The sequence below is a fragment of the Sphingomonas kyeonggiensis genome (assembly GCF_014196745.1).
Classification (GTDB): Bacteria; Pseudomonadota; Alphaproteobacteria; order Sphingomonadales; family Sphingomonadaceae; genus Sphingomonas; species Sphingomonas kyeonggiensis.
In genome coordinates this window covers 1,126,322-1,148,124 of the sequence record NZ_JACIEH010000002.1, presented here as the reverse complement: position 1 = coordinate 1,148,124, position 21,803 = coordinate 1,126,322, and the positions used below count along the sequence as shown (strand labels likewise).

Annotated in this window: 12 protein-coding genes; 6 read left to right on the top strand and 6 right to left on the bottom strand. The window is 67.6% G+C overall.

From position 1 onward, the window contains the following. Nucleotides 1-22: 22 nt before the first annotated feature. Nucleotides 23-4,465, bottom strand: a complete 4,443-nt coding sequence (locus GGR46_RS13905) for a beta strand repeat-containing protein (protein WP_183998530.1) — start codon at nucleotides 4,463-4,465, stop codon at nucleotides 23-25. A gap of 226 nt (nucleotides 4,466-4,691) precedes the next feature. On the opposite strand from GGR46_RS13905, the gene GGR46_RS13900 reads away from it, so the two are divergent. The 6 genes from GGR46_RS13900 to GGR46_RS13875 all read left to right on the top strand — a co-directional run bounded on the left by GGR46_RS13900 (nucleotide 4,692) and on the right by GGR46_RS13875 (nucleotide 14,858). After that, nucleotides 4,692-5,849, top strand: a complete 1,158-nt coding sequence (locus tag GGR46_RS13900; RefSeq protein WP_183998529.1) for a TIGR03032 family protein — start codon at nucleotides 4,692-4,694, stop codon at nucleotides 5,847-5,849. Nucleotides 5,850-5,974: 125 nt separating this feature from the next. Beyond that, the gene (locus GGR46_RS13895) at nucleotides 5,975-6,490 is read left to right on the top strand and encodes a sigma-70 family RNA polymerase sigma factor (protein WP_183998528.1); all 516 of its coding nucleotides are present in this window, start codon (nucleotides 5,975-5,977) and stop codon (nucleotides 6,488-6,490) included. Nucleotides 6,491-6,529: 39 nt separating this feature from the next. Beyond that, the gene (locus GGR46_RS13890) at nucleotides 6,530-7,513 is read left to right on the top strand and encodes a FecR family protein (protein WP_183998527.1); all 984 of its coding nucleotides are present in this window, start codon (nucleotides 6,530-6,532) and stop codon (nucleotides 7,511-7,513) included. A gap of 60 nt (nucleotides 7,514-7,573) precedes the next feature. Continuing rightward, nucleotides 7,574-9,898 (top strand): TonB-dependent receptor domain-containing protein, encoded by a 2,325-nt coding sequence (locus GGR46_RS13885; protein WP_183998526.1) that lies wholly within the window; start codon nucleotides 7,574-7,576, stop codon nucleotides 9,896-9,898. A gap of 132 nt (nucleotides 9,899-10,030) precedes the next feature. Next, nucleotides 10,031-13,210, top strand: a complete 3,180-nt coding sequence (locus tag GGR46_RS13880) for a TonB-dependent receptor (RefSeq protein WP_183998525.1) — start codon at nucleotides 10,031-10,033, stop codon at nucleotides 13,208-13,210. Nucleotides 13,211-13,265: 55 nt separating this feature from the next. Beyond that, nucleotides 13,266-14,858, top strand: a complete 1,593-nt coding sequence (locus tag GGR46_RS13875; RefSeq protein WP_183998524.1) for an alkaline phosphatase D family protein — start codon at nucleotides 13,266-13,268, stop codon at nucleotides 14,856-14,858. Here GGR46_RS13875 and GGR46_RS13870 read toward each other — a convergent pair. The 5 genes from GGR46_RS13870 to GGR46_RS13850 form a co-directional block, all read right to left on the bottom strand. Next, nucleotides 14,844-15,179 carry a c-type cytochrome gene (locus GGR46_RS13870; protein ID WP_183998523.1) on the bottom strand — a complete coding sequence of 112 codons (336 nt, stop codon included), beginning with the start codon at nucleotides 15,177-15,179 and terminating at the stop codon, nucleotides 14,844-14,846. The genes GGR46_RS13875 and GGR46_RS13870 overlap by 15 nt on opposite strands. 38 nt (nucleotides 15,180-15,217) lie before the next feature. Beyond that, nucleotides 15,218-16,663, bottom strand: coding sequence for an alkaline phosphatase family protein (locus GGR46_RS13865; protein ID WP_183998522.1), 1,446 nt, complete (start codon nucleotides 16,661-16,663; stop codon nucleotides 15,218-15,220). A gap of 41 nt (nucleotides 16,664-16,704) precedes the next feature. After that, a complete protein-coding gene (locus GGR46_RS13860; protein WP_183998521.1) occupies nucleotides 16,705-20,052 on the bottom strand; it encodes an outer membrane beta-barrel protein in 3,348 nt (1,115 codons plus the stop codon). 92 nt (nucleotides 20,053-20,144) lie between these two features. Next, nucleotides 20,145-21,161, bottom strand: a complete 1,017-nt coding sequence (locus tag GGR46_RS13855) for a FecR family protein (RefSeq protein ID WP_246426080.1) — start codon at nucleotides 21,159-21,161, stop codon at nucleotides 20,145-20,147. Then, nucleotides 21,127-21,729, bottom strand: a complete 603-nt coding sequence (locus GGR46_RS13850; protein ID WP_183998519.1) for an RNA polymerase sigma factor — start codon at nucleotides 21,727-21,729, stop codon at nucleotides 21,127-21,129. Before GGR46_RS13850 ends, GGR46_RS13855 begins: the two co-directional genes overlap by 35 nt. Between the last annotated feature and the right edge of the window lie 74 nt (nucleotides 21,730-21,803).

Sequence of the window (21,803 nt, the reverse complement as noted above, 5' to 3'; positions counted from 1 at the left end):
CGGCAACCCACCCGGGAGGCTATTAGAACCCGTACCGGATACCGATGCGGCCACCGGCGCCGCGGCGGCCGGAGCCGAACGCGCTATCGGCCTGCACGAAGCCGGAGACCGGTCCGGTGCCACCGATGCTGGTACCGATCGAGGCACGAACCTGATCGGGCAGCGCGAGGCCGGAGATCGTGTCGCTGGCGGTGCTGCTGAACAGCGTCGCGTCGCTCTTGCCCGCGAACTCGTGGACATAGTGCACGCCGCCGTAGAAGGTCGCCGGCGTCGCGCCGAGATGGGTCGTCCCACCCAGCCGCGCGCCGAAGGTACCGCGCACGCTGGTCAGGCTGTCGAGCGAGACCGTCTGGCTGAGCGCGGCGACATCGCCGAGGCTGGTGTGCGACCAGGATAGCCGGGCGGAGGGCTCGACGAAGAAGGCATTACCGCCGAAGCGGGCACCCGCTTCCGCCTGCGCGCCGACGCTGCGCCCGGAAACGTCATCGCTATAGCCGAGCCCGCGGTCGACGACCTTGAGCGAATGGAACGCCACGCTCACCGACCCATTGGCGAAGAACCGGCCGCTCGACAGGCGCCCATAGCCGCCAAGGTCCAGGCTGTCGGCAGTGGCATGGGCCGCGCTGCCCGAGAAATTGACCTTCGAGTTGATATAGCCGCCGGTGATGCCAAAGCCCGGCCGCCCGGCATTGCCGACGCCAAAGTCATAGCCGATCCGGGCTTCAACCTCGTCCTGCCGGTACCCGACCGCCGTATCGCTGCCGTTGATCGAGCGGGTCTGGCGGATACGCTCGGAGCCGCCGCCGGAAATGCCCCAGAGTGCGCTGGACTGGGCCGTGCCCGCATCCCGGGCGCCGGCAAGATGGGTCGCGACGGTGTCGGTGCCCCGGCTCCACGCATTGGCCAGCGTCTCGTTCAGCCTGGCCAGGCGGTAGACCGGCGTGCCCGCTGCATTGCGCAGCAGGAACTTCCCGCTCGCGGCGTCGAAGCCGAGGTCGTAATGGACCAGGCCTATGTCGCTGTTTGCCAGGGTGAAGGCATTCGCCGAGGAGCCGGCACCGACCTGGATGAGCGCGACAGGCGCCTGGCCGGTCAGGACCGCGTTCGCATTGCCGACATCGGCGAGCAGCACGGTGGTGGAACCGGTCGCCGCGCCGCCGATGACGAGCCGATCGGTCGTACCGCCGCCGACATCAAGCGCAACGCGGGCACCGTTCGAGCCGACATAATCCTTCGGCAGGGTGAACGTGTCCCCGGCATGGCCGTTCGACAGGTCGATCGTGCCACCGGCATTCTCGAACCGCTCGAGCCCGAGCAGGGTCACGCTGGCGGCAGGTGCGCCCGCTGCGCCGATGCGGACGGTGCCCTGATTGACGAAGCGATCATTGCCGGTGCCGAAATCGCTGTCCGCGGTCGCGAGGAACAGGCCGGTGTTGGTCAGCAGATCATCGCCGTCGCCGAGCAGCAGGCGGCCCTTGATCGTGCCGCTGTTGGCGATCGTCGCGGTGCCGGCATCGACGCGCAGCGCATAGCCGCTGCCGCCTTCGAGCAGCCCGGCATTGGTCAGCGTGAAGCGGTGCATCGGATCTGCGGCGGCCCGCTGGCTCTGCGCCTCGCCCTCGCCCGGCTCGGCGGGCGGCACATAGGTCTGCGCGCTGACCACGACGCCGTTGACGCCGGAAACGCTGCCGCCGGCGGCGATCGTCAGGGATATGTTGTTGCCGGTGGCGACGATCGCGTCCCCTTGCGACTTGGTCGCACCGCGGATGGTGATGCCGACATCGCCGCTGGCTGTCGCGTCGATGGCGGTGCCGGTCGTGCTGACCGCGCCACTGGAGACGGTCAGGTTGCCGCCGATCGCACGCGCGGCGATGCCAATGCTGCCGGCGCCGGTGAGCGTGATGCGATCGACCTGGATCGAGGTGTCACCGTCATAGCTGGTGACCACGGCGCCGATATTGCCGGCACCCGAGCCGGTGATCGCGCCGGCCTTCAGCACTGCGTCCCCGCTGGCGGCGAGCATGTCGATCGCCCGCGAGTCCGCGCCGGTGACGGTCACGTTCTGGGCAGTCACGGCGGCGTTCAGACCGCCCGCGCGGATCGCGTCGGTAGCGTCGCCGCGCGTCTCCACGCTGCCTGCCTCGACACTGACATTCGCATAGGGCGACAGGGCGAAGATGCCGGTGGCACCGGCGCCGGTGGTCTTGAGGCTGTCGACGATGACGCGGACATCGTCATAGACGCTGGCGGCATAGACGCCGCGGGCATCGGCACCACTGGTGGCGATGGCGCCGGCATCGACGGTGATCGCCCCCGCGCCCACGGCATAGACGGCGTCCGAGCGGTTGCCCGTCGTGGCGATCGACTCCGCCTTGATCGAGATGCTGCGATCGACGTCGGAATAGATGTCCATCGGGACCGATCGGGCGATGATCCCCTCGGAATCGTCGCCGGTGGTCTTCACCGTGCCGGCCTCGATCGTCGTCCAGCCGTCCATGGCGGCGGTTACGATGGCCGGCGCGTGGATCCCGGCGGTGCTGACCGTGTCCGCCTTGATCGCGATGTTGCCGAAATTGGCCTGGGCATCGATGCCCGCGCCGCCGCGCCCGGAAGTCTCGACGCTGCCCGCATCGATGAAGATCGTGCCGCTATAGGTGCTGGCGAGGATACCCTCGGCCCAGGTCGAGTGCCGGCCGCCGCCGAGATCGCCCGAGGTGATGACCTTGTCGACATTGATGCGGACGTCGCCGAGCGAGCCGCTCGCCGAGATGCCGCGCGCACCGCCGCCGGTGGTGATCACCGTCGCGGCATTGATGACCACCGCGTCCCCGCCGTTGAGCGCGATGCCCGATGCCGCGATGCCCTCGCTGTGCTCGCCCGCCGTGGTGATCGTGCCGGTCACGTCGATGCTCGCCAGCCCGCCGCCGGAGAGAGCGAGGGCGCCGACCGCATAGTCGCCGCGCGTTTCCACCGATCCCACCGTGATATGGGCGGTCTCGCCCTCGGCGAAGCTGTAGGCGCCGATGCCGGTGCCCTTGCCGCCGAGCGTAGAAACCGTGCCGGCTTGCACGTCCACCGAGCCGGCTACGCTGTACGCGACGATACCCTGGCTGCCATAGCCGCTCACCTGCACCGAATGGGCATCGACCGAGACGTCGCCGATCGACAGTGCACCGATGCCGATCGAATAGTCGCGGCGCGTCTTCACGTCGCCAGTCTTCACCGTGACCGAGCCTTCGCTGTAGTTGATCGCGTACACGCCGTGCGAATGCTCGCCGCTGGTCGCGACGTTGCCGGTGGTGACCGTGATGTCGCCACCGAAGCTCACCGCGTGCACGCCCTGCGAGCCCGTGCCCAGCGTCGTCACGTTGCCGGCCTGTACCGAGACATCGCCATTGCCGCCGGCATAGATGCCGAACGAGGCCGGCCCGCGGGTATCGACGGACCCGACATCGACGTGGACCGCGCCGCTCTCGGAATAGTTGAGCGCGACGATGCCGTCCGAAAAGGCGCCCGAGGTCGAAACCGAGCCTGCGCTCACGCTGATCGTCGGCGTGACCTCGTCGTCGCTGTAGACCAGGTTGCTGCGCGCGAAGATGCCGGTGGCATAATCGCCATTGGTGCGCACGCCGCCCGAGATCGCGACATCGACTGCGGTGCCGATCGCAGTCACCGCCGTCGCATCGGCCTCGGTACCGTAACCACCGCCCGAGGTGGCCACCGTTTCCGCATGGATCGTGGTCGTACCCGAGGCATAGGCGACGATGCCGCGAGCGGAACCGCCCCAGGCATAGGCCGCGCCGGTCTCGATCGTCGTGTTGCCGTGGCTGGTCGCCGCATAGATAGCGTCGGCGCCCAGGCCATAGGTCGAGACGCCCCCGGTGTGGATCGCGATGTCGCCATTGGGCGTGTTGGCGCGGACGCCGAACGCCGCCTCGCCGGAGGTGCTGACCTGATCGGCGGTGATGCGGATGCTACCGCCATTGCCGGTGTCCGCGACAATGCCGTCGGCGCGATAGCCGCTGGTGGTGACGGTGCCGGCTTCGACGGTCACGTTACCCTCTGCGCTCACCGCGCGCACGCCGGTGCTGCGCCAGCCCGCGGTCTGCACGGTCGAACCCGCCGCGGAGACAGTGATCGCCCCGCCCCCGGTCGAGATGCTGATGCCGGCGGTCTCGTCATCGGTCGTCGAAATGACGGTCTCGGGGGGAATCACAAGGGTGAGATCCTGCGGCGGCTGCGCCGAGAGATCATAGCGCACGCCGGTGGGATGCGCGTCGTCGGAGGGTGCGCACTGGACGGTGCCGGCGACCACGGGGCCGCATTGCTGGTCCGCCTGGGCGAGTGCGGGGGTGGTGGCGAGCAGCGCGACAAGCGCGCCCGCGCTTGCGCCCCAGAAGCTGCGCTTCGACGGACGGCGGGACATGCGGGCCTGAGGAGCGGCGGTACGAACCATAAGGGGCATCGGGATCTCCAGCATGGACGCCCGGGGCGTCACGTTACGATCCTGTGACGCCGCGTCGCCGGACGAGCCTTGCGCCCCGCAACCTTCGAAAAGCCAAAAATCCGGTGATGCAAAAAAATGTCGCCGAAGACCGATTTGGCGCAAGGTTACAGCGCGATGACGGCGTCTTTCAAAATAGTGACAATCGCGCGGGCGCGACTTGCCCGCAGGCTTGGGGACGCGAAAAATGACCAAGGCGCAGGAGAACGCGACGGGAAACGGGGCGGCTGTGAACACGGGAGCGGCGAGCGCGCCGGATGCGCCGCCGCCCGCACCAGCCCCAGGGACCTCACAGATCAGCGTCTCGCGCGGACTGAGCGGCTGGCTGGCGGCGCACCAGACGAGCCTGGCCTTCTCCTCCTACCAGACCGGCCAGCTGTTCCTGGTCGGGCGGCAGCCGAACGGCACCGTCTCGTTCAACCAGCAGAATTTCAGCCGTGCCATGGGCCTGTCCTGGTCGCACGGCCGGCTCTATCTCGGATCGCTCTGCCAGGTGTGGCGGCTGGAGAACATGTTGCGCCCCGGCGAGCGCGGCAACGAGGCCTTCGACGTGGTGCTGGTGCCGCGCAACGCCCAGACGACGGGCGACATCGACATCCACGAACTGGGCGTGGACGGCGATGGCCGCGTCATCTTCGTGAACACCAAATATAGCTGCCTGTGCACACCGGACCTGACCCACAGCTTCAAGCCGATCTGGAAGCCGCCCTTCATTTCCAGGCTGGCGCCCGAAGATCGCTGCCACCTGAATGGCATGGCGATGGCGGACGGGCGGCCGGCCTATGTTACCGCGGTCAGCCGATCGGACGTGCTGACCGGCTGGCGCGAGCGGCGCCACGAAGGCGGCGTGATCGTCGAGGTCCAGACCGGCAGGATCGTCACCGACCAGCTTTCGATGCCGCATTCCCCCCGGGTGGTGAACGGCCGGCTCTATGCGCTGGACAGCGGCCGCGGCCAGATCATCGAAGTCGATCCGCGGACCGGCGAGAAGCGCGACATCGCCTTCTGCCCGGGCTTCCTGCGTGGCATGACGATCCATGACGGCCACGCGATCGTGACCGTCTCCAAGCCGCGCGACGGCACGTTCAAGCATCTCTCCCTCGACGGGGAGCTCAAGGCGCGCGACGCCGAAGCCTGGTGTGGGCTGCTGATCGTCGACCTGGCCACCGGCAACCTGGTCGAGTGGATCCGCCTCGAGGGGCATATCACCGAGCTGTTCGACGTGACGGCGATGCCGGGCGTCGCCTGCCCGATGGCAGTGGGTCCCGACACCCCGGAAATGCGCGGCACGATCAGCTTCGACGCCGCGCTCCTGGACAGCACCCCGCTCCCGCGCGCCGCGTGAGCGCGGGGGCGCGGCCGGGTCGGGCACATTTCGGCAATGTGCTTGACGTTGCCCGGCGGAAAGGCTCTGCTGCACCGCAACACTGCGAAAGCAGGATGCCGCTGCGGGTCAATGGCGGGCGAAGGGTGCAGGGGGAAAGTCAGAACATACTGGTCGCGACCTTCATGCAGCACCGGGACGCGCTCGCCCGCTTCCTGGCGATACGCTGCGGCACCGACAGTGCCGAGGATCTCACCCAGGAACTCTGGATCAAGGTCCAGCAGGTCCGCACCGACGTCGATGTTCCCCTCGCCTATCTCTACCAGATGGCGCACCGGCTGGTCCTCGACACCCGCAGGGGCGCATCGCGCGGGCGCGACCGCGAGCAGGACTGGAGCTTCACCCAGGGCATCACCGAAGCGATAGAGGCGCCGATGGCCGAGCGCGCGCTGCTCGCGCGCGAGCATCTGCAGCAGATCGAGCAGACGCTCGCCGAAGTCGGCAGCCGGGCGATGCGCATCTTCACCCGCTACCGCGTCGACGGGATCGAGCAGCGGCGGATCGCCGAGGAGATGGGAATCAGCATCAGCACGGTGGAGAAGGACCTGCGCCGGAGCTATGCGGCGCTCGCCCGCTTGAGGGACGACAGCGATGCGGTTTAGAGCGGCCCATGGCGTCATCGGCGCGAGGAGATGCCGAGGATGAGCAAGCAACTGTCCGACGCCGAGGAACAGGCGATCGCCTGGGCGATCCGCGCCGACGCGCCCGGCTTCGTCGAATGGGAAGCGCTGGAGCAATGGCTGGCGGCCGATCCGCGCCATGCCGTGCTGTTCGATCGCGCGGCCAGCAATGCCCATCAAGCCGCCGCCGCCATCGCCGCGGTGCCTGCACGCGAGCGCTTCACGCTGATCCAGGGCGATCTTGCCGATCCCGTCGAGGAATCGCCCCGCCCCGCGCGCAGGCGCTGGGCGGCCGCGGCGCTCGCTGCCGGGGTGGCGGGCCTGGCCTTCGGCACCTCCTGGTTCCTGCAGCCACCGGGTTCGGCGCCGGAGCAGATCGTCGGCACCCGGGCGGACGAAGTGCGGACGCTTGCCCTTGGCGACGCGAGCAGCGTGACCCTACGCGGTGACAGCGAGGTCCGCTTCCTGCCGGCCAATCCCCGCGCAGTGCATCTGACGCGCGGCCAGGCGAGCTTCCAGGTCCGTCACGACGCGGCCCATCCCTTCACGGTGACCGCCGGCGACATCGAGGTTACGGATCTCGGCACGCGCTTCGACGTCGATCGCGGGGCGGATGCTACGACCGTCGCCGTCACCGAGGGTTCGGTGGCGATCCGCGCGGCGGGCAAGCAGCTCGAGCTCCGAGCCGGGCAGCGTAGCGTCATCCCGAACGGTGCGGCGCCGGGCAGCCCCACCAGCCTGAGCGCCGGACAAGGCTCCGAACGGCAGGGCGGCGCACTGAGCTATGAGGACGTCACCTTCGCGCGCGTCGTCGCCGATGTGAGCCGGCGGACGGGCATGCGTATCCGGCTGGCCCCGGGGCTGGCTGGCCGGCACTTTGCCGGATCGATCAACCTGGACGGGCCGCCCGAGGCCGTGATCTCACGGCTGGAAGCGGTACTTAGCGTCTCGGCCCGCCGCGAGGGCGAGGGCTGGATCTTCGCGCCGGCACCGGACGGCACCTGAACTAGCCTCGTGCCCGCGCTCCTGCCTGGCCCTTGCTGCCGATATGCGTGGGCGCTGCTAGTGCCGGCGCTGTCGCTGACGGTCGGAGCGGCGCCTGCCGGCGCGCAGACGGCCCGGGGTGTCCATCTCGACCTGCCGGCCGGCCCGGTCTCCGCTGCCCTGCGCGCGATCGCCCTGCAGACCGGGGCGAGCTTCGGCACCGACGACCCCGCGCTGCTGCGCCGGCGGACCCGGCGGCTGCGCTTCGACGGCGGAATCGACCAGGCGATCGAGACCGCCCTGGCCGGAACCGGGCTGGCCGCCCGCCGGGTCGCCCCCGGGATCTGGCGTATCGTGACGGAACGCCCCCGTCCCCAGCCCCGGCCGCCGAAACCACCGCCCGCCCCCCAGGTCGCGCCGGAAATCGTGGTGACCGGCAGCAAGATGGACGTCACCCTCGCCCATTATCCCGCCAGCGTGGCAATCATCGACGGGAGCGATATCGCGCATGTCACCGGCGAGCATGGAACGCTGGCCATCTCGGAACTCCATCCGACCTTGCTGTCGACCCGGCTTGGTTCGGGCCGCAACAAGCTGTTCCTCCGCGGCATCTCCGACAGCAGCTTCTCCGGCGCCAGCCCCTCGCTCGTCGGCCAGTATCTGGGCGACCTGCGCCTCGCCTATGCCTCGCCCGACCCGGACCTTCGCCTGTACGATGTCGATCGGGTCGAGGTGCTCGAAGGGCCGCAGGGATCGCTCTACGGCGCGGGGTCGCTCGGCGGCGTGCTGCGGATCGTGCCCAACGCACCCGATCCGCGGCAGGCCTCGGGTGAGGCATGGGCCGGAGCCGAAGCCACCGCGCACGGCACCGGAAGCACGGATGCCGGGCTGGTCGTCAACCTGCCGCTGAGCGAACGCGCAGCCGTCCGCATCCTCGGCTACCGCGAGGCGACAGGCGGCTATATCGACGATGTCGGACGCGGGAAGAAGGACGTCAATTCCACGCGCGTGGCCGGCGGGCGGGTCGCGGTGCACACGCCAGTCGGGTCGCGCTGGTCGCTGGACCTGACCGGAATTGGCCAGGATGTGCGCAACGCCGATGCGCAATACGAACAGCGCACGCTCGGCCGCCTCGTCCGCGCCTCCACCTTCGCCCAGCCCTCGCATCATTTCTATCGCGCGCTGGCCGTCTCGGTTGCCGGCCCACTGGCTGGCGGGCGCCTGCACTCGAGCTGGGGCCTGGTCGACCAGCGGCTCTCGCAGGTGTTCGATGCCACCCGGCCCGACGAGGAACCGGTCGCCTATCGCCAGCGTGATCACATCTCGCTACTTTCCAACGAGACCCGCCTGACCCGCGCCTTCGGCCGGCGATGGGACGGGCTGATCGGTTTTGCCGCGCTGCGCTCGATCGACAGGCAGGCGCGCAGCACCGGGGTACCATCGCAGCCCGTCAACCTGGGGACGCTGGACGCCCGGGTGCGCGAAACCACGCTGTTCGGCGAGGCGCGCTGGCATCCGGACGAGAGGCTGACCATGAGCGCCGGCGGACGGGTTTCGTTCATCGAGATGCGCGGTGCCGCCACCGGGGTTCTCGCCAAGCCCGCCCCGGGCACGACGCCCACCCCGCCGCTACGCCGTCAGCGGCTCTCCACCCCCAGCCTCGCCCTCGCCTGGACGCCCGCCCCAGAAGCGACGCTCTATGTGCGGTATGCGGGTGGCTACCGCCCCGGCGGACTGACCGTCAGCGGCGCGGTCGAGCGGTTCACGCCGGATACGGTGCGCACGGCAGAGCTCGGGTTCCGGATGCAGGCCCGGGAATTGGCCGGGCTGCAGATCGAGGGGACGCTGGCGCGCACCGACTGGCGCAACGTGCAGGCCGATACCGTCGACGGGCTAGGGCTCCCGCATACCGCCAATGTCGGCAATGGCATCGTGCGCACCGCCACCTTGCAGGTCCGCCTTTCGCCGGTGCGCCGCGTCACCGTGGCGGCGGGCGGCTTCGTCGCCGATGGCGATCTGGTCGGCTGGGTGCCCTATCTGGAGGAGACGGTGCGCTCGGCGCTTCCCAATGTCGCGCGGCACGGCGCCGTACTGTCCCTCGGCTATGCGGGACGCATCGCTTCGGGACACGCCTTTCGCGCCAATCTGCGTGCCCATGCGGTCGGGCACTCGCTCCTCGGCTTCGGGCCGGAACTCGCGTTCGAACAGGGCGACTATGCCTATGTCTCCGGCAATCTGGCCCTCGACATCGGCAGGACAACCCTGTCGCTCGACCTGTTCAACCTGTTCGACACCAGGGGGAATATCTTCGCCCTGGGCACGCCGTTCACGCTGGCCACAAGCGCGCAGGGCACCCCGCTACGCCCGCGAACGATCCGGATAGGCCTCCGGGTGCGCGGCTTCTGACGGCTACGGATCGCAGGCGATCGTCCCAGGACGGAAAGCTTCCAGGAAAAATTGAACCGTTGTGGCGGAAACGAAGCCCCCACGGCTCTCAGGGGCAGCGCGTGTGCGCTGTCGGGAAGCAGGGGGCATATGATGAAGTTCGATCGTTCGGTTCTGTTTTGTGGTTCGGCAATCGCCGCGATTGCGATCGCCCAGCCGGCATTCGCGCAGGACCGGGGAAGCGGATCGCCGGACCAGACCAGCGCGCGCGCGATCGGCGAAGGCACGATTGCCGGCACCGTCGCGACGGAAGCCGGTGGCGATATCCTCCGCAATGCCGACATTTCCATCGACGCGGGAGACAAGCACTATTCCGTCGTCAGCGGCGAAGACGGATCCTATGAGGTGCGGAATGTGCCGGCCGGCCCGGTCACGGTGACGGTCAGCTTCGTCGGCTATGTTGCGCAGACGCAGGACACGGTGGTCGCACCGGGCGGAGCCGCGCGGCTCGACTTCAACCTCGCGCAGACTGGCCGCAACGGCCAGACCGCCCGCGAGAACGAGATCATCGTCAACGGCGAGCGCGAAGGCCAGGCCAGCTCGATCCAGGCGCAGCGCCGCGAGATGCAGATCGCCGACGTCATCTCGACCGAGGCCTATGGCGACGTCGCCGGCGGCAATCCCGCGGAGATGATCAAGTACATGCCCGGCGTCGATGTGGACGGCACCAACGGCACATCGATCTACGCGTCGCTCCGCGGCCTGCCCGGCGAGTTCACCCGCACCCAGCTGAACGGCATGGACGTGATTTCCGCCAACGCCAATTCGCCCACCGGCTACGCCAATTCGGCAGCCGCTGCGCGCGTCTTCAGCTATGAGGCGATCGGTATCTCGGCGATCGATTCCATCGTTCTCTACAAGACGGTCGGCGCCGACCAGAACGCGGATGCGCCTGCGGGTATCGTCGATCTGCGCACCAAGCACGCCTATAACCGCAAGAAGCCCGTACTCACCTTCTCGCTCAGCGCGTTCACCTCGGACGACATGCTCGACAAGTACAAGCATACCGGCCCGAAATCGGATGGCTGGGGCGGCAAGCGCTTCTTGCCCAACGCCAGCCTGTTCTTCGCCGACAGCTTCTTCGATCATCGCCTGGGCGTGATGCTGTCGCTCGGCTTCGCCGACCAGTATCTCGGCTACGAGCAGAACACGATGAGCCGCAGCTATGCGCCGACGGCCAAGAGCCCGGGGCCGCTGGCGTACACCGCCTATGAAACCGCCGCCAATCCACGCGAGACCACGCGCCGCACCGGCTCGCTCCAGCTCGACTTCAAGGCCAATGACAAGCTGAGCTTCGGCTTCCTCTCGATCCTCTATCGCGGCGACGTGTACCAGAACACCACCGGCGACGTGACCTACACCACCGGCGCGCGCAGCGGCGTGACCGGGGATCCGCTGAGCAACTTCACCACCACCACCGGCGCCAAGATGACGGTCAGCGGCGGTGGCCAGTACAAGATCAACAACGGCAACATCCTGGCGCCGAGCTTCGCGTGGAAGAGCGGCAATTTCCACCTGGACGGCAGCTTCGCCTATTCGGACAGCCACAGCTATTACAACACGCTGCACCGCCAGCAGGTGGGCACGGCGCCGACGCTGACCCTGTCCGGCACGCCGCAGTTCAGCATGGTCAAGAACAGCCCGGGCCTGATGGGCACCGACTGGACGGTGACCCAGACCGCCGGCCCCGACTGGTCGAACCCGGCCAATTACACGATGAGCGCCCCGCAGATCCGCACCAGCGGCGGGCAGGATGCGTTCATCTACGAGAAGTCGGGCCAGCTCAACGCGCGCTATGAGGGGCATCTCGGCAATATGCCGCTGACGCTGCAGTCCGGCTTCAAGATCAGCAACGTCAACTATCGCTTCAGCGACGACACCTTCCTCGACGGCATCTACAACTATGTCGGGCCGATGACGAATGCCCAGTTCATCCAGGCCTTCGTGAACCCCTATCAGCGCACGGTGTACGAGCAGTCGGGCTCGTACCATTACTCGCTCTCGGGCTCGAGCTACATCCCGACCTTCGATACCCACAAGCTCTATCTCGACCTGGTCAACAATCCCGCCAGCTGGGCCAAGGCAGTGCCGACCGCCGCCAATTACGCCGCGGCGGCCTATAACAACACCACGCGCTTCCAGGAGAACATCAAGGCGCTCTACGGCATGGCGACCGCCGAGGTCGCGCCGCGGCTGAAGGTGCGCGTGGGCCTGCGCGCCGAATGGACCAGCAACACCTCGCTCGGCTATACCCAGATGCCGGCGGCGGAACTCAAGACCCATACCGATCCGAACACCGGCAAGGCCTGCGCGGTAGCGACCACTGGCATCGCCACGACCATCCCGTGCGTCGACATCCAGTACGGCACCAACGGGATCCAGAAGACGACGGGCAGCTACTTCAACCTGTTCCCCTCGGCCTCGATCAAATGGACCCTTGGCGACAGCAACGATATCGACGCGGGCTATAGCCACACGATCCTGCGTCCCGGCCTGAACGCGACCGCGGGCAATGCCAGCTATGATCCGCTGGGCGGCGACCTCGGCACCGGCCTGATCACCATCCCCAATCCGGGGCTGTCGCCGGCGACGTCGGACAATTTCTCGGCCCGCTACTCGCGCTATTTCAAGAGCGTCGGCCTGTTCAACGTCGGCGTCTATTACAACCGCATCAAGGGCCTCGCGGTCGCCCAGTCCGACCTGACCGCCGACGAAGCGGGCTCCGCTGCGGCCCAGGCGCTGGCGCAGCTGGGCATCGACGATCCGACGGGCATCTATTTCACCACCTACAAGCAGGTGAGCCTCGTCACCATCAAGGGTATCGAGGCGAGCTTCCAGCACAGCTTCAGCTGGTTGCCGGCGCCGTTCGATGGATTCTCACTGCGGGGGGCGTTCATGCACAATGAGCCCAATACGCATGGTGACGATCCGTTGCTGCGCCTTGGCAACAACATCGGCTCGGCCGCGATCACCTACGAGAAGGGTCCGGTCCGCCTCTACGCCAACCTGCTGTGGAACGACGACAAGCTGCGCTCGACCACGCCGAGCTGGTTCCAGGCCCGCACCGACCTGAGCCTGAACCTGCGCGTCAAGGTGACCAAGAACTTCGAGCTGTTCGGCACCATGTCGAACGTGCTCAACAAGCCGTACAATGTCGTGGTCCCCGGCAATGCCCCGGGTACGCAGACCAAGGACCCGACCCTTCCCAACCACACCGCGATCGAGAACTGGTTCGGTCGCTCCGGCACCTTCGGCATTCGCGGCCGCTTCTAGAAGCCAGGGGTGCGCGTGGCCTGCGCGCACCCTTCCAATCCCCGGGGAGGACTATATGACGCTCGTACTCGATCGCCGCAAACTGCTCGCCGGCGCCGGCGGCCTCGTCCTGTTCAGCGGGCTCGCTCCTGCGTCCTGGGCAGCGCCGAAGTTCAGCCGCTACCCCTTCTCGCTCGGCGTTGCTGCCGGCGACCCGTGGCCCGACGGATTCGTAATCTGGACGCGGCTGGCGCCCGAACCGCTTGGCGAGCATGGCGGCATGCCCATGGTGGCGGTGCCGGTGCGCTGGGAAGTGGCGGAAGACGCGCGCTTCGCCCGGATCGTCCAGTCGGGTGAAGCGGTCGCCCGGCCCGAGCTCGGCCATTCGGTGCATGTCGAGCTGTCCGGCCTCAAGCCCTCCCGCCCCTATTGGTACCGTTTCCTGGTCGACGGAGCCGAGGCGAGCCCGGTCGGCACCGCGCGGACGGCGCCCGCGGCCGGTGCCGCGGTCGATCGCCTGCGCCTCGCCGTTGCCGGCTGCCAGGCCTATCCGCAGGGCTGGTACGAGGCCTGGCGCCATATCAGCGAGGAGCCCGATCTCGACGCGGTCTTCCACTATGGCGACTATATCTACGAAAGCGCGATGCACCCGGCGACGAAGAACCTGCTGATCCGCGACGCCGCCGGCAATGTCGTCTCGCGCGATCATTTCGGCGACGAGATCTACAGCATCGACGACTATCGACGCCGCTACACGCAGTACAAGAGCGACCCCGATCTCCAGGCAGCACACGCGGCAGCGGCATTCGTCATGTCGTTCGACGACCATGAGGTCGACAACAACTGGGCGAGCAAGTTCGACCAGGACGGCACCCCGCCCGAGGCGTTCCTGCTGCGCCGCTTCGCCGCGATGCAGGCCTGGTACGAGAATGTGCCGGTGCGCCGCGCGCAGCTGCCCACCCCGGGCGGCCTCACCATGTATCGCCGGCTCGACTTCGGCGGCCTGCTGCGCATGCACGTGCTCGACACGCGCAGCTACCGCGACGACCAGCCTTGCACGAAGCCGGGCGAGAAGAATTGCCGGGCCGCGGACAGCCCCGCAGGCACGATCACGGGCAAGGCGCAGCAGACCTGGCTCGACCAGGGGCTCGCCAACACCTCACGCTGGAACCTCATCGCGCAGCAGGTCTTCGTGATGCCGCTCTACGTCGCGGAGGCGGACGGCAGCCGCAAGCTGCGCCCCGGACCCGACAGCTGGAGCGGCTATCCCGAATCGCGGGCCGCACTGGTCCGCTCGATCACGCGGCACAAGCTGAGCAATGTCGTGATCGCCACCGGCGACGCCCATATCCATGCGATCGGCACCGTGCCGATGCGCGACGACGCACCCGACGGACCGGCCGCGGCCACCGAGTTCCTCGCCACCTCGATCACTTCGGGCGGCGACGGTTCCCCGGGCGAGACACCCCGGCACAAGGCACTGCGCGAGGCGAGCCCGAACGTCGCACTGCTCAACGATCAGCGCGGCTATCAGACCTTCGACATAACCCCGAAGGAATGGCGCACGGAGGTGAAGGTGCTGGACCGCGTCCAGTCGCCGGGCGGCGCGATCACCACCCTGGCGCGCTTCGTCGTCGAGCCCGACCGACCGGCGCTACATCGCCTCTGAGCCATCCGATCGAGCGCCGGGCGTTCGCGGCGGAAGCGGCATCCGGTTTGCAGCGAGGATCAGTGCGGTGACGTCGCTTGCCTGGGCAGGCGATAGCGATCCGGGATCGTCCTGCGGCATCGAGCGGCCGATCTTGTCGCGCAACCTTGCCGCCTGGCCGCGCCACTTTGCCTCGAAACGCACGCCGACCAATGCCGGCGCATCCTCATCCCCCTCGAAATTGCGGCCATGGCAGGCGGCGCAGCGCGCTGCGTAGACCAGATGACCGGGTTCGACGGCGCGTGGCGCACGCGCGAGTGCCGCCGCCGACAGGGACGCCATGCCGCAGAACAGAAGCAATGGCGTCCGCTGCCGCACGGTCACTGGATCCGCTTCCGCGTGCCCTTCTCCTGCACCGGCAGCTGCTGCTCGGCGCCGGGCACCGGCGGGTTCGGCAGGTTGGCCGCGGCATAAAGCGCGCGATCCAGCATTGCCTGGGTACCCGGGAGCGGCGGGAATTTGGCGGTCGACTGACCGAAGCGGAATGCTGCCGTCATGTCGCCGAACGCCTGACGGCGCCATGCGCTGATATTGGACTCGCGCACGCCGGTGACCTGTTCGCAGAACTGGAGCACCGAAGTGTGGTCGAAAGGCTGGCTGCACACCCAGCCGCCCGCCGTCCAGGGCGAGATCAGGATGCAGGGCACGCGGAAGCCGCCGCCGATCGGCAGGCCGTTCACGAACTCCTGGGGCGTGCCCGGCGCGGGGACCGGCGGCGCAACGTGATCGAACAGCCCGTCATTCTCGTCATAGTTGAGGATGAACACGGTCTTCGCCCACACCTCCGGATTGGCGGCAAGCTCGTTCAGCCGGTCGGCGATGAACTTCGCGCCGGCGGCCGGCATGTGATCGGGATGCTCGTTCGCCTCGGCGCTCGGCATGATCCAGGAGACCGCCGGCAGCCGGTCGTGCAGCACGTCGTGTGCGAAGGCGCCCTCGTCGGTGTCCGGGATGCCCTTCGTCGCCAGCGGCGAGTCCGCCGGCGCATTGCGGAACTGGGCGAAGTGCCGGAACAGATTGTGCGCGCGCTTGCCCTTCTCACCATATTGATAGACCCGCCACGGCACGCCCGCCGCCTCGAGCCGCTCGGCATAGGTGGTCCAGCGGAACCCCTCGGGCGGGGCCTTGTTGCTGATCACCGGGCCGCCGCCGGTCGCGTCGGGATCGATCATCCCGGTCATCCAGTAGAGCCGGTTGGGCCAGGTCGGCCCCATCACCGAACAGTGATAGGCGTCACAGACCGTGAAGGCCTCGGCCAGCGCATAGTGGAACGGGATGTCCTCGCGCTTGAAATAGCCCATCGTATAGGGCCCGTCGGTACCGTCCGCCGCGCGGTGCGCCGGCAGCCACTGATCCATCCTGCCGCCATTCCAGGCCTGGTGCTGCACCTTCCAGGCATGGCTGGTCGAGGGAAGCTTCTGCGCGTTGGTGGTCGCGGTATCGAGGTGGAAGGGCAGCAGATAGCCCGCGGGGTTCTCGGCATCCGGCTGGTGGAACACGCTCTTCCCGTCCGGCAGCTTCAGCGCATCGGGATCGCCGAAACCGCGCACGCCCGAGAGCGTGCCGAAATAGTGATCGAACGACCGGTTCTCCTGCATCAGCAGCACGACGTGCTTGATGTCCTTGATCGACCCCGCACGGTTCGGCGCCTGGGCCAGCGCCTTCTGCACATTGGGCGGCATCAGGGTGGTCGCCGCGGCGAGCGCGGCAAGCTGCGCGCCATCGGCGATCAGGCGGCGGCGCGTGAAGATCGGTGTATCTGCCATGGGAGGTTTCCGCTGCTGGTGGGGAATCTGGAAAGGCGCGCCTAGAGGCGCGCCCGGATGCCGAACGTGCCGGTGCGGCCGTTCTGGACGAAGATGGCGCTATGGTTGGGGAAGCCGCCCGCGCTGGTGGCGAGCGCGCCGGGGACGATGACGTTATAGGGTTGGGCAAGCAGGTTGTTCACCGAGACATAGGCTTCCCAGTGCTTCGCCAGCTTGATGCGGCCGGAGACGCTCAGATCGGTGCGGGCCTGGAACCAGGTCGGCGTGGTCGAGCGATATTTGTCGTCGTTCCACAGCATGTTGACGTAGAGCCGCACCGGGCCCTTCTCGTACATCAGCGCCGCCGATCCGATGTTCTTGCCGACGCGGGTGATCGGTTCGCTCGGCTCGTTGTGCATGAAGCCACCGCGCACCGACAGGCCGTCGAACGGCGCCGGCAGCCAGCTGAACGAATGCTGGAACGAGACCTCGATGCCCTTGATGCGCACCACGCCGAGCTGGCGATAGGTGGCGTAGGTATAGTCGGCATAGGCCGGATCATCGGCATAGCCGCCGGCCGCAGGGCCGACCTCGGCAGCGCTCAGGCCCTCCTGCAGGTCGGCCAGGCCGTCGATGCGGTTGTAGTAGAAGCCCGCGGTGAGCAGGCCGACCGACTTGAAATAGTGCGAGAGCCGGACGGAGAGGTTGTCCGACATCGCCGGGGTCAGGCCGGGATTGGGCACCGAGATCACCCTGTCAGCATCGTCCACGCTCGCGCTGCCGGCGATCGCGTTCAGGCCGGGACGCAGGATGGTGCGGCTATAGCCCAGCTCCGCATCGGTGCCGCGGCCGATGGTGAACTTGCCCGATGCGCTCGGATAGAGCTTGAAATAGTCGCCCCGGGTCGCCCGATAGCCATTGGTCCGGAACTGATAGTCGACGCAGGGGATGGTGGTGGCGATGCCGGTCGATGCGGTGACCGCGCACTTCACGCCGTTCACCGTCGCGGCCTTCACTTCGGTGGCCGAGAGCGGCGACCAGCCCCAGCTGGTATTGGCAGTCCATTCCGCGCGCAGGCCGGCGCGCAACCGCAGCTTGCCGATCTTCGCGGTCGCCATGCCATAGGCGGCCTTGATGTTCTCCTCGAACCGCGTGTTGTTCGCATAATAGGCCGCGGCGTAGTTCGCGGCGCTGAGCGTGTGCGTCCATTCGCCGGGGTTGGCGACGAACATGTCGTAGAGCTTGCCCAGGTCGATCATCGGCACATGGGACGAGCCGGAGATCGAGGTGAAGCCGGCACCGCTCTTGTCCCACGAAGTGCGAGTGTAGGGACCCGTCACCGCCGCCAGGAAATCGGCGTTCGAGAGCCCGCCGGCATAAGTGTAGAGATTGTCACCTGACGTATCGCCGAAGCGATAGACGGTGTCGGTGACCTTGAAGCCCGCCTTGAAGCTGATCGGTACGTTGCCGAACTGCGCGTCATAGCTGGCGTTCAGCCCGCCCGACTTCTCGTAGATGAAGGCGTTGGCACCGCTGGTGGTGCGGATCTGCGGCGTGGCGGAGAGCGTGTAGGCGCCGATCCTGCTCCAGTCCGGCCCGCTCACCTGGGTGACGTTCCAGTCGGTATAAGCGAGGCTCGGGCTGCCCTTCACCGCCGAGAAATTGCCGGTCGAAGTCACCGTCGGGATGAACGAGGTGACCTGGCCCATGTGCGGCGAGTCATAATAGGATTTGGAATCCGAATAGGCGAAATACCCGTCGAGATGCACGTTGCCGCGGTTCCACTCGAAGCTCGGCGCGACGATGTTGCCGTTGTTGACCTTGTACTGGCTCGTATTGGCCGCCTGGAAGGTCTTGGCCGTGGCGGGATTGAGCGTGGTATAGTCGCTCAGGATGTCGCCGCTCACGCCGTTGGTCCGCGCGCCGGTGGTGAAGGTGGCATCGGACTGGTTCTGATAGACGTCGCCGCGATAGGCGATGCCGAGCAGCGACACGGTCAACCGGTCGTCGGCCTGGAAGTCGATCACCGCCGAAGCGGTGCGCCGCGTGGTCTGGCGCGCCGAGGTCTCGAACTCCATCGCGGTGAAGGCGAGCGGATCGGGACTCTTCGCGGTCGGCACATAGTTGCGGCTCATGGTGAGCTGCTCGCGCTCGATATAGCTGTTGTTGTAGCCGAGCGAGAGCATCACGCCGAGCCGGCGATCGAAGAAGCTGTTGGCGTAGAAGAAGGTCGCCTCGGGCAGGAAGCGATCCCGGCCATAGCCGCGCGGATCGGGGCCGGTATGGGTGGTGCCGTCCAGCATGTTCTGGTGGGTGAAGCCGCCGACCGAGAATATCAGCGCCGGCTTCTTGCGGTCATAGGCACGCCTGGTGCGCAGATCGATGATGCCGGCCGGCGCATCGGCGTTGTTGTCGGCGCTGACGGTCTTGTACACCGTCACGGAATCGATCGCCGACATCGAGATCGATTCATAGCTGAAGATGCGCGCCGCCGCGGCCGAATTGGCATAGCCCGCGGGGGCCGCGGCGTTGGCCGAGACCACGTCCATGCCGTTCAGCTGGGTGCGGGTATATTCGGCGGGCAAGCCGCGCAGAAAGGCATAGAGCGACGTGCCGTTGGTGCCGTCGACATCGATGCCGGGCATGTATTTCAGAAACTCGGCCGGGTTGCCGCCGGCGATGTCGCCATAGGCTTCGGTGGACAGCACATCGACGATGTTCATCGACTTGCGCTGCGTCATGATCTCCTGCGCATAATCCTCGCGCATGCCGTTCACGACGATGTGGTTGCTCGGCTGCTCGCCGGCCACGCGGCTCTCGCTCAGGCTGAAGTCCAGCCTGGCGGTCTTGCGCGTGTGCACCTGCACCTCGGCATCCTCGGTCACATAGCCGGTGAAGTGGACGGTCACGATGGCATGGCCGGCAGGCACGCCGTTGAAGCGATAGGCGCCGGCATCGCCCGAGCTGGTTATCCGCCGCTCGCCGTTCGCGGCGAGCAGCTCGACCACGGCGGCGCGCAGATACTCGCCGCTCGCCGGATTGAGCACCTGTCCCGCGATCGTGCCGCGGCCGTCCACCCTCCTGTCCTGCCCGCGGCCGGGCAGGCGGCGCGAGCGCAGCGTGATGATGTGGCCGTCGTCGCTGGCGATCTCCAGCGGCGTGCCGGCGATCAGGCGGCGCAATGCCTGGCGCGCATCCATCGTCCCCTTGAGCGCGGGCGTCCGCGTCCCGGCGAGATCGCGTGCCGAAGCGAGGACCTGGACCTGCGCCTGGCGGGCGAATTCGGGAATGGCCTTGACCGCGGCCTGCGCCGGAATGTCGAAGCTGCGCACCTGCGCGAAGGCCGGCGTCGCCGCGGTGCACGCCACCAGGATCGCCGTCTTCGACAGGATGGCATTCCGGGAAAACATGGCCGCAAGACCCCAATCCGCACGGCGGACGCCGTACCCCTTGGTGACTGAGAGAACCGGCGGGGAAAGTTCCGCCATTCCGGAGTTGAATTTTAGGGCCGGGCAGAATCCCGGCTGAGCACCACCGTATCGCCGCGCTGCTCGATCCGTGCGTCGAACAGGCTGGCGACGGCGCGGCTGAAGCCGATCGGATCGCTGGCGGCGAACAGCCCGGCGACGGGTTCGCGGGCGAGCGCGGGATCGCGGATCTCGATGCGGGTCCTGCTGTAGCGGGCGAACTCGGCGGCGGCCTGGGCCAGCGGCTCGCCTTCGAAGGCGATCTTGCCCTCGCGCCAGACCAGCTCCCGCGATACCAGGTCCGGCGCGATCCCCTGCGGCGGGGGCAGCTGCTCGATCCGGCTGTCCGACGGGAAGGTCAGGCGGCTGCCCTGGGGAAGCTGCAGCAGCGCGGGGGTATTGGCCGCCGCCAGCTCGAGCCTGCCCTGGTCGGCCAGGATGTCCACCGGCTTGCCCTGCAGCTTGCGCACGCGGAAGGTGCCGCGCGTGGCGCGGACCCGCTTGCCGGGCAGCTCGACGAAGAAGGGCCGGCGCGGATCGGCGACGATCGTGAAGAAGGCTTCGCCGTAGAGAAGCTCGACGCTGCGTTCCTCCGCGCCGTAATGGACTTTCACGCTGGTCTGGGTGTTCAGCATCATCGTCGATCCGTCGTCGAGCGTGACGAGGCGGACCTCCCCCAGCCCGGTGGTGATCGCGGCGGCCGGCAGGCTGATCCCCAATGCGACGACGGAGGCCGCGATCGCGCCACCGGTCCCGATCATCGCCAGCATCGACCGGCGCGTGAAGCGCGTGGGCCTGACCTCGGGTTCGGGCTCGGGCTCCGAGGTGGCGAACTGCTTGGGATCGAATTGCGGCCCCAGGGCCCGCGCGGACTCGCTCAGCATCGCATAGGCATCGGCGCGCAGCATCGCGCCGCGGCGACGCGGATCGCCACTCAGCCAGGCGTTCAGTGCCTGCGATTCAGCGTCGGAAAGCGGCCCCCGATCGAGCCTGGCGATCCAGTCGGCGGCTTGCTCGTCAATGGACCGACTGGTTTCTCGCTCGACCGTCAAAAGCGCTAATCTCCGTTTCCCTTTCCCTAGAGGCTTTTGCCAGAGCTTTTCCGCCATGGCCAAACCAATCGATCAGAAAACGAAGTCCCCGCGAGATGTGCTTCTCGACCGTATTCTCCGAAATCACCATGCGCTCGGAGATCTCGCGCTGTGACAATCCTTCCACCCGCCGCAGCATGAAAGCTTCCTGCGTCTTCGCAGGCATCGCCCCGATCGCCTGGGCCAGCCGCCCGAGTTCGTCGCGATCGATCGCGATCTGTTCGGGCGAGGGACGGTCATCCGCCGTGTCGAGTTCGCTCAGGTCCTCCACGGTGTGGATCGATACGACGCGGGCACGGCGAACATGGCGGGTAATCACCGAACGGGCGACCTGGAACAGATAGGCCCGCGGATTGCGGATGCCGTCGACGGTGTCGAGATCGGCGAGGATCGCGTAGGATTCCTGGATGATGTCGTCGACATCGAGGCCAAGCGGCTGGCGCCGGCCAAGCCAGCTGCGCAGCGCCGGTTCATGCGGCAATATGTTGCGCAGGAACCATCGCGTCCGTTCCCGGTCAATCGCGTGCATCAGCCATCCCTGCAGGGTGCGTCCCGATCTCACCGGCTGGTGAGTCGGCCCTCCGTTAGGCGGCGAATATGACA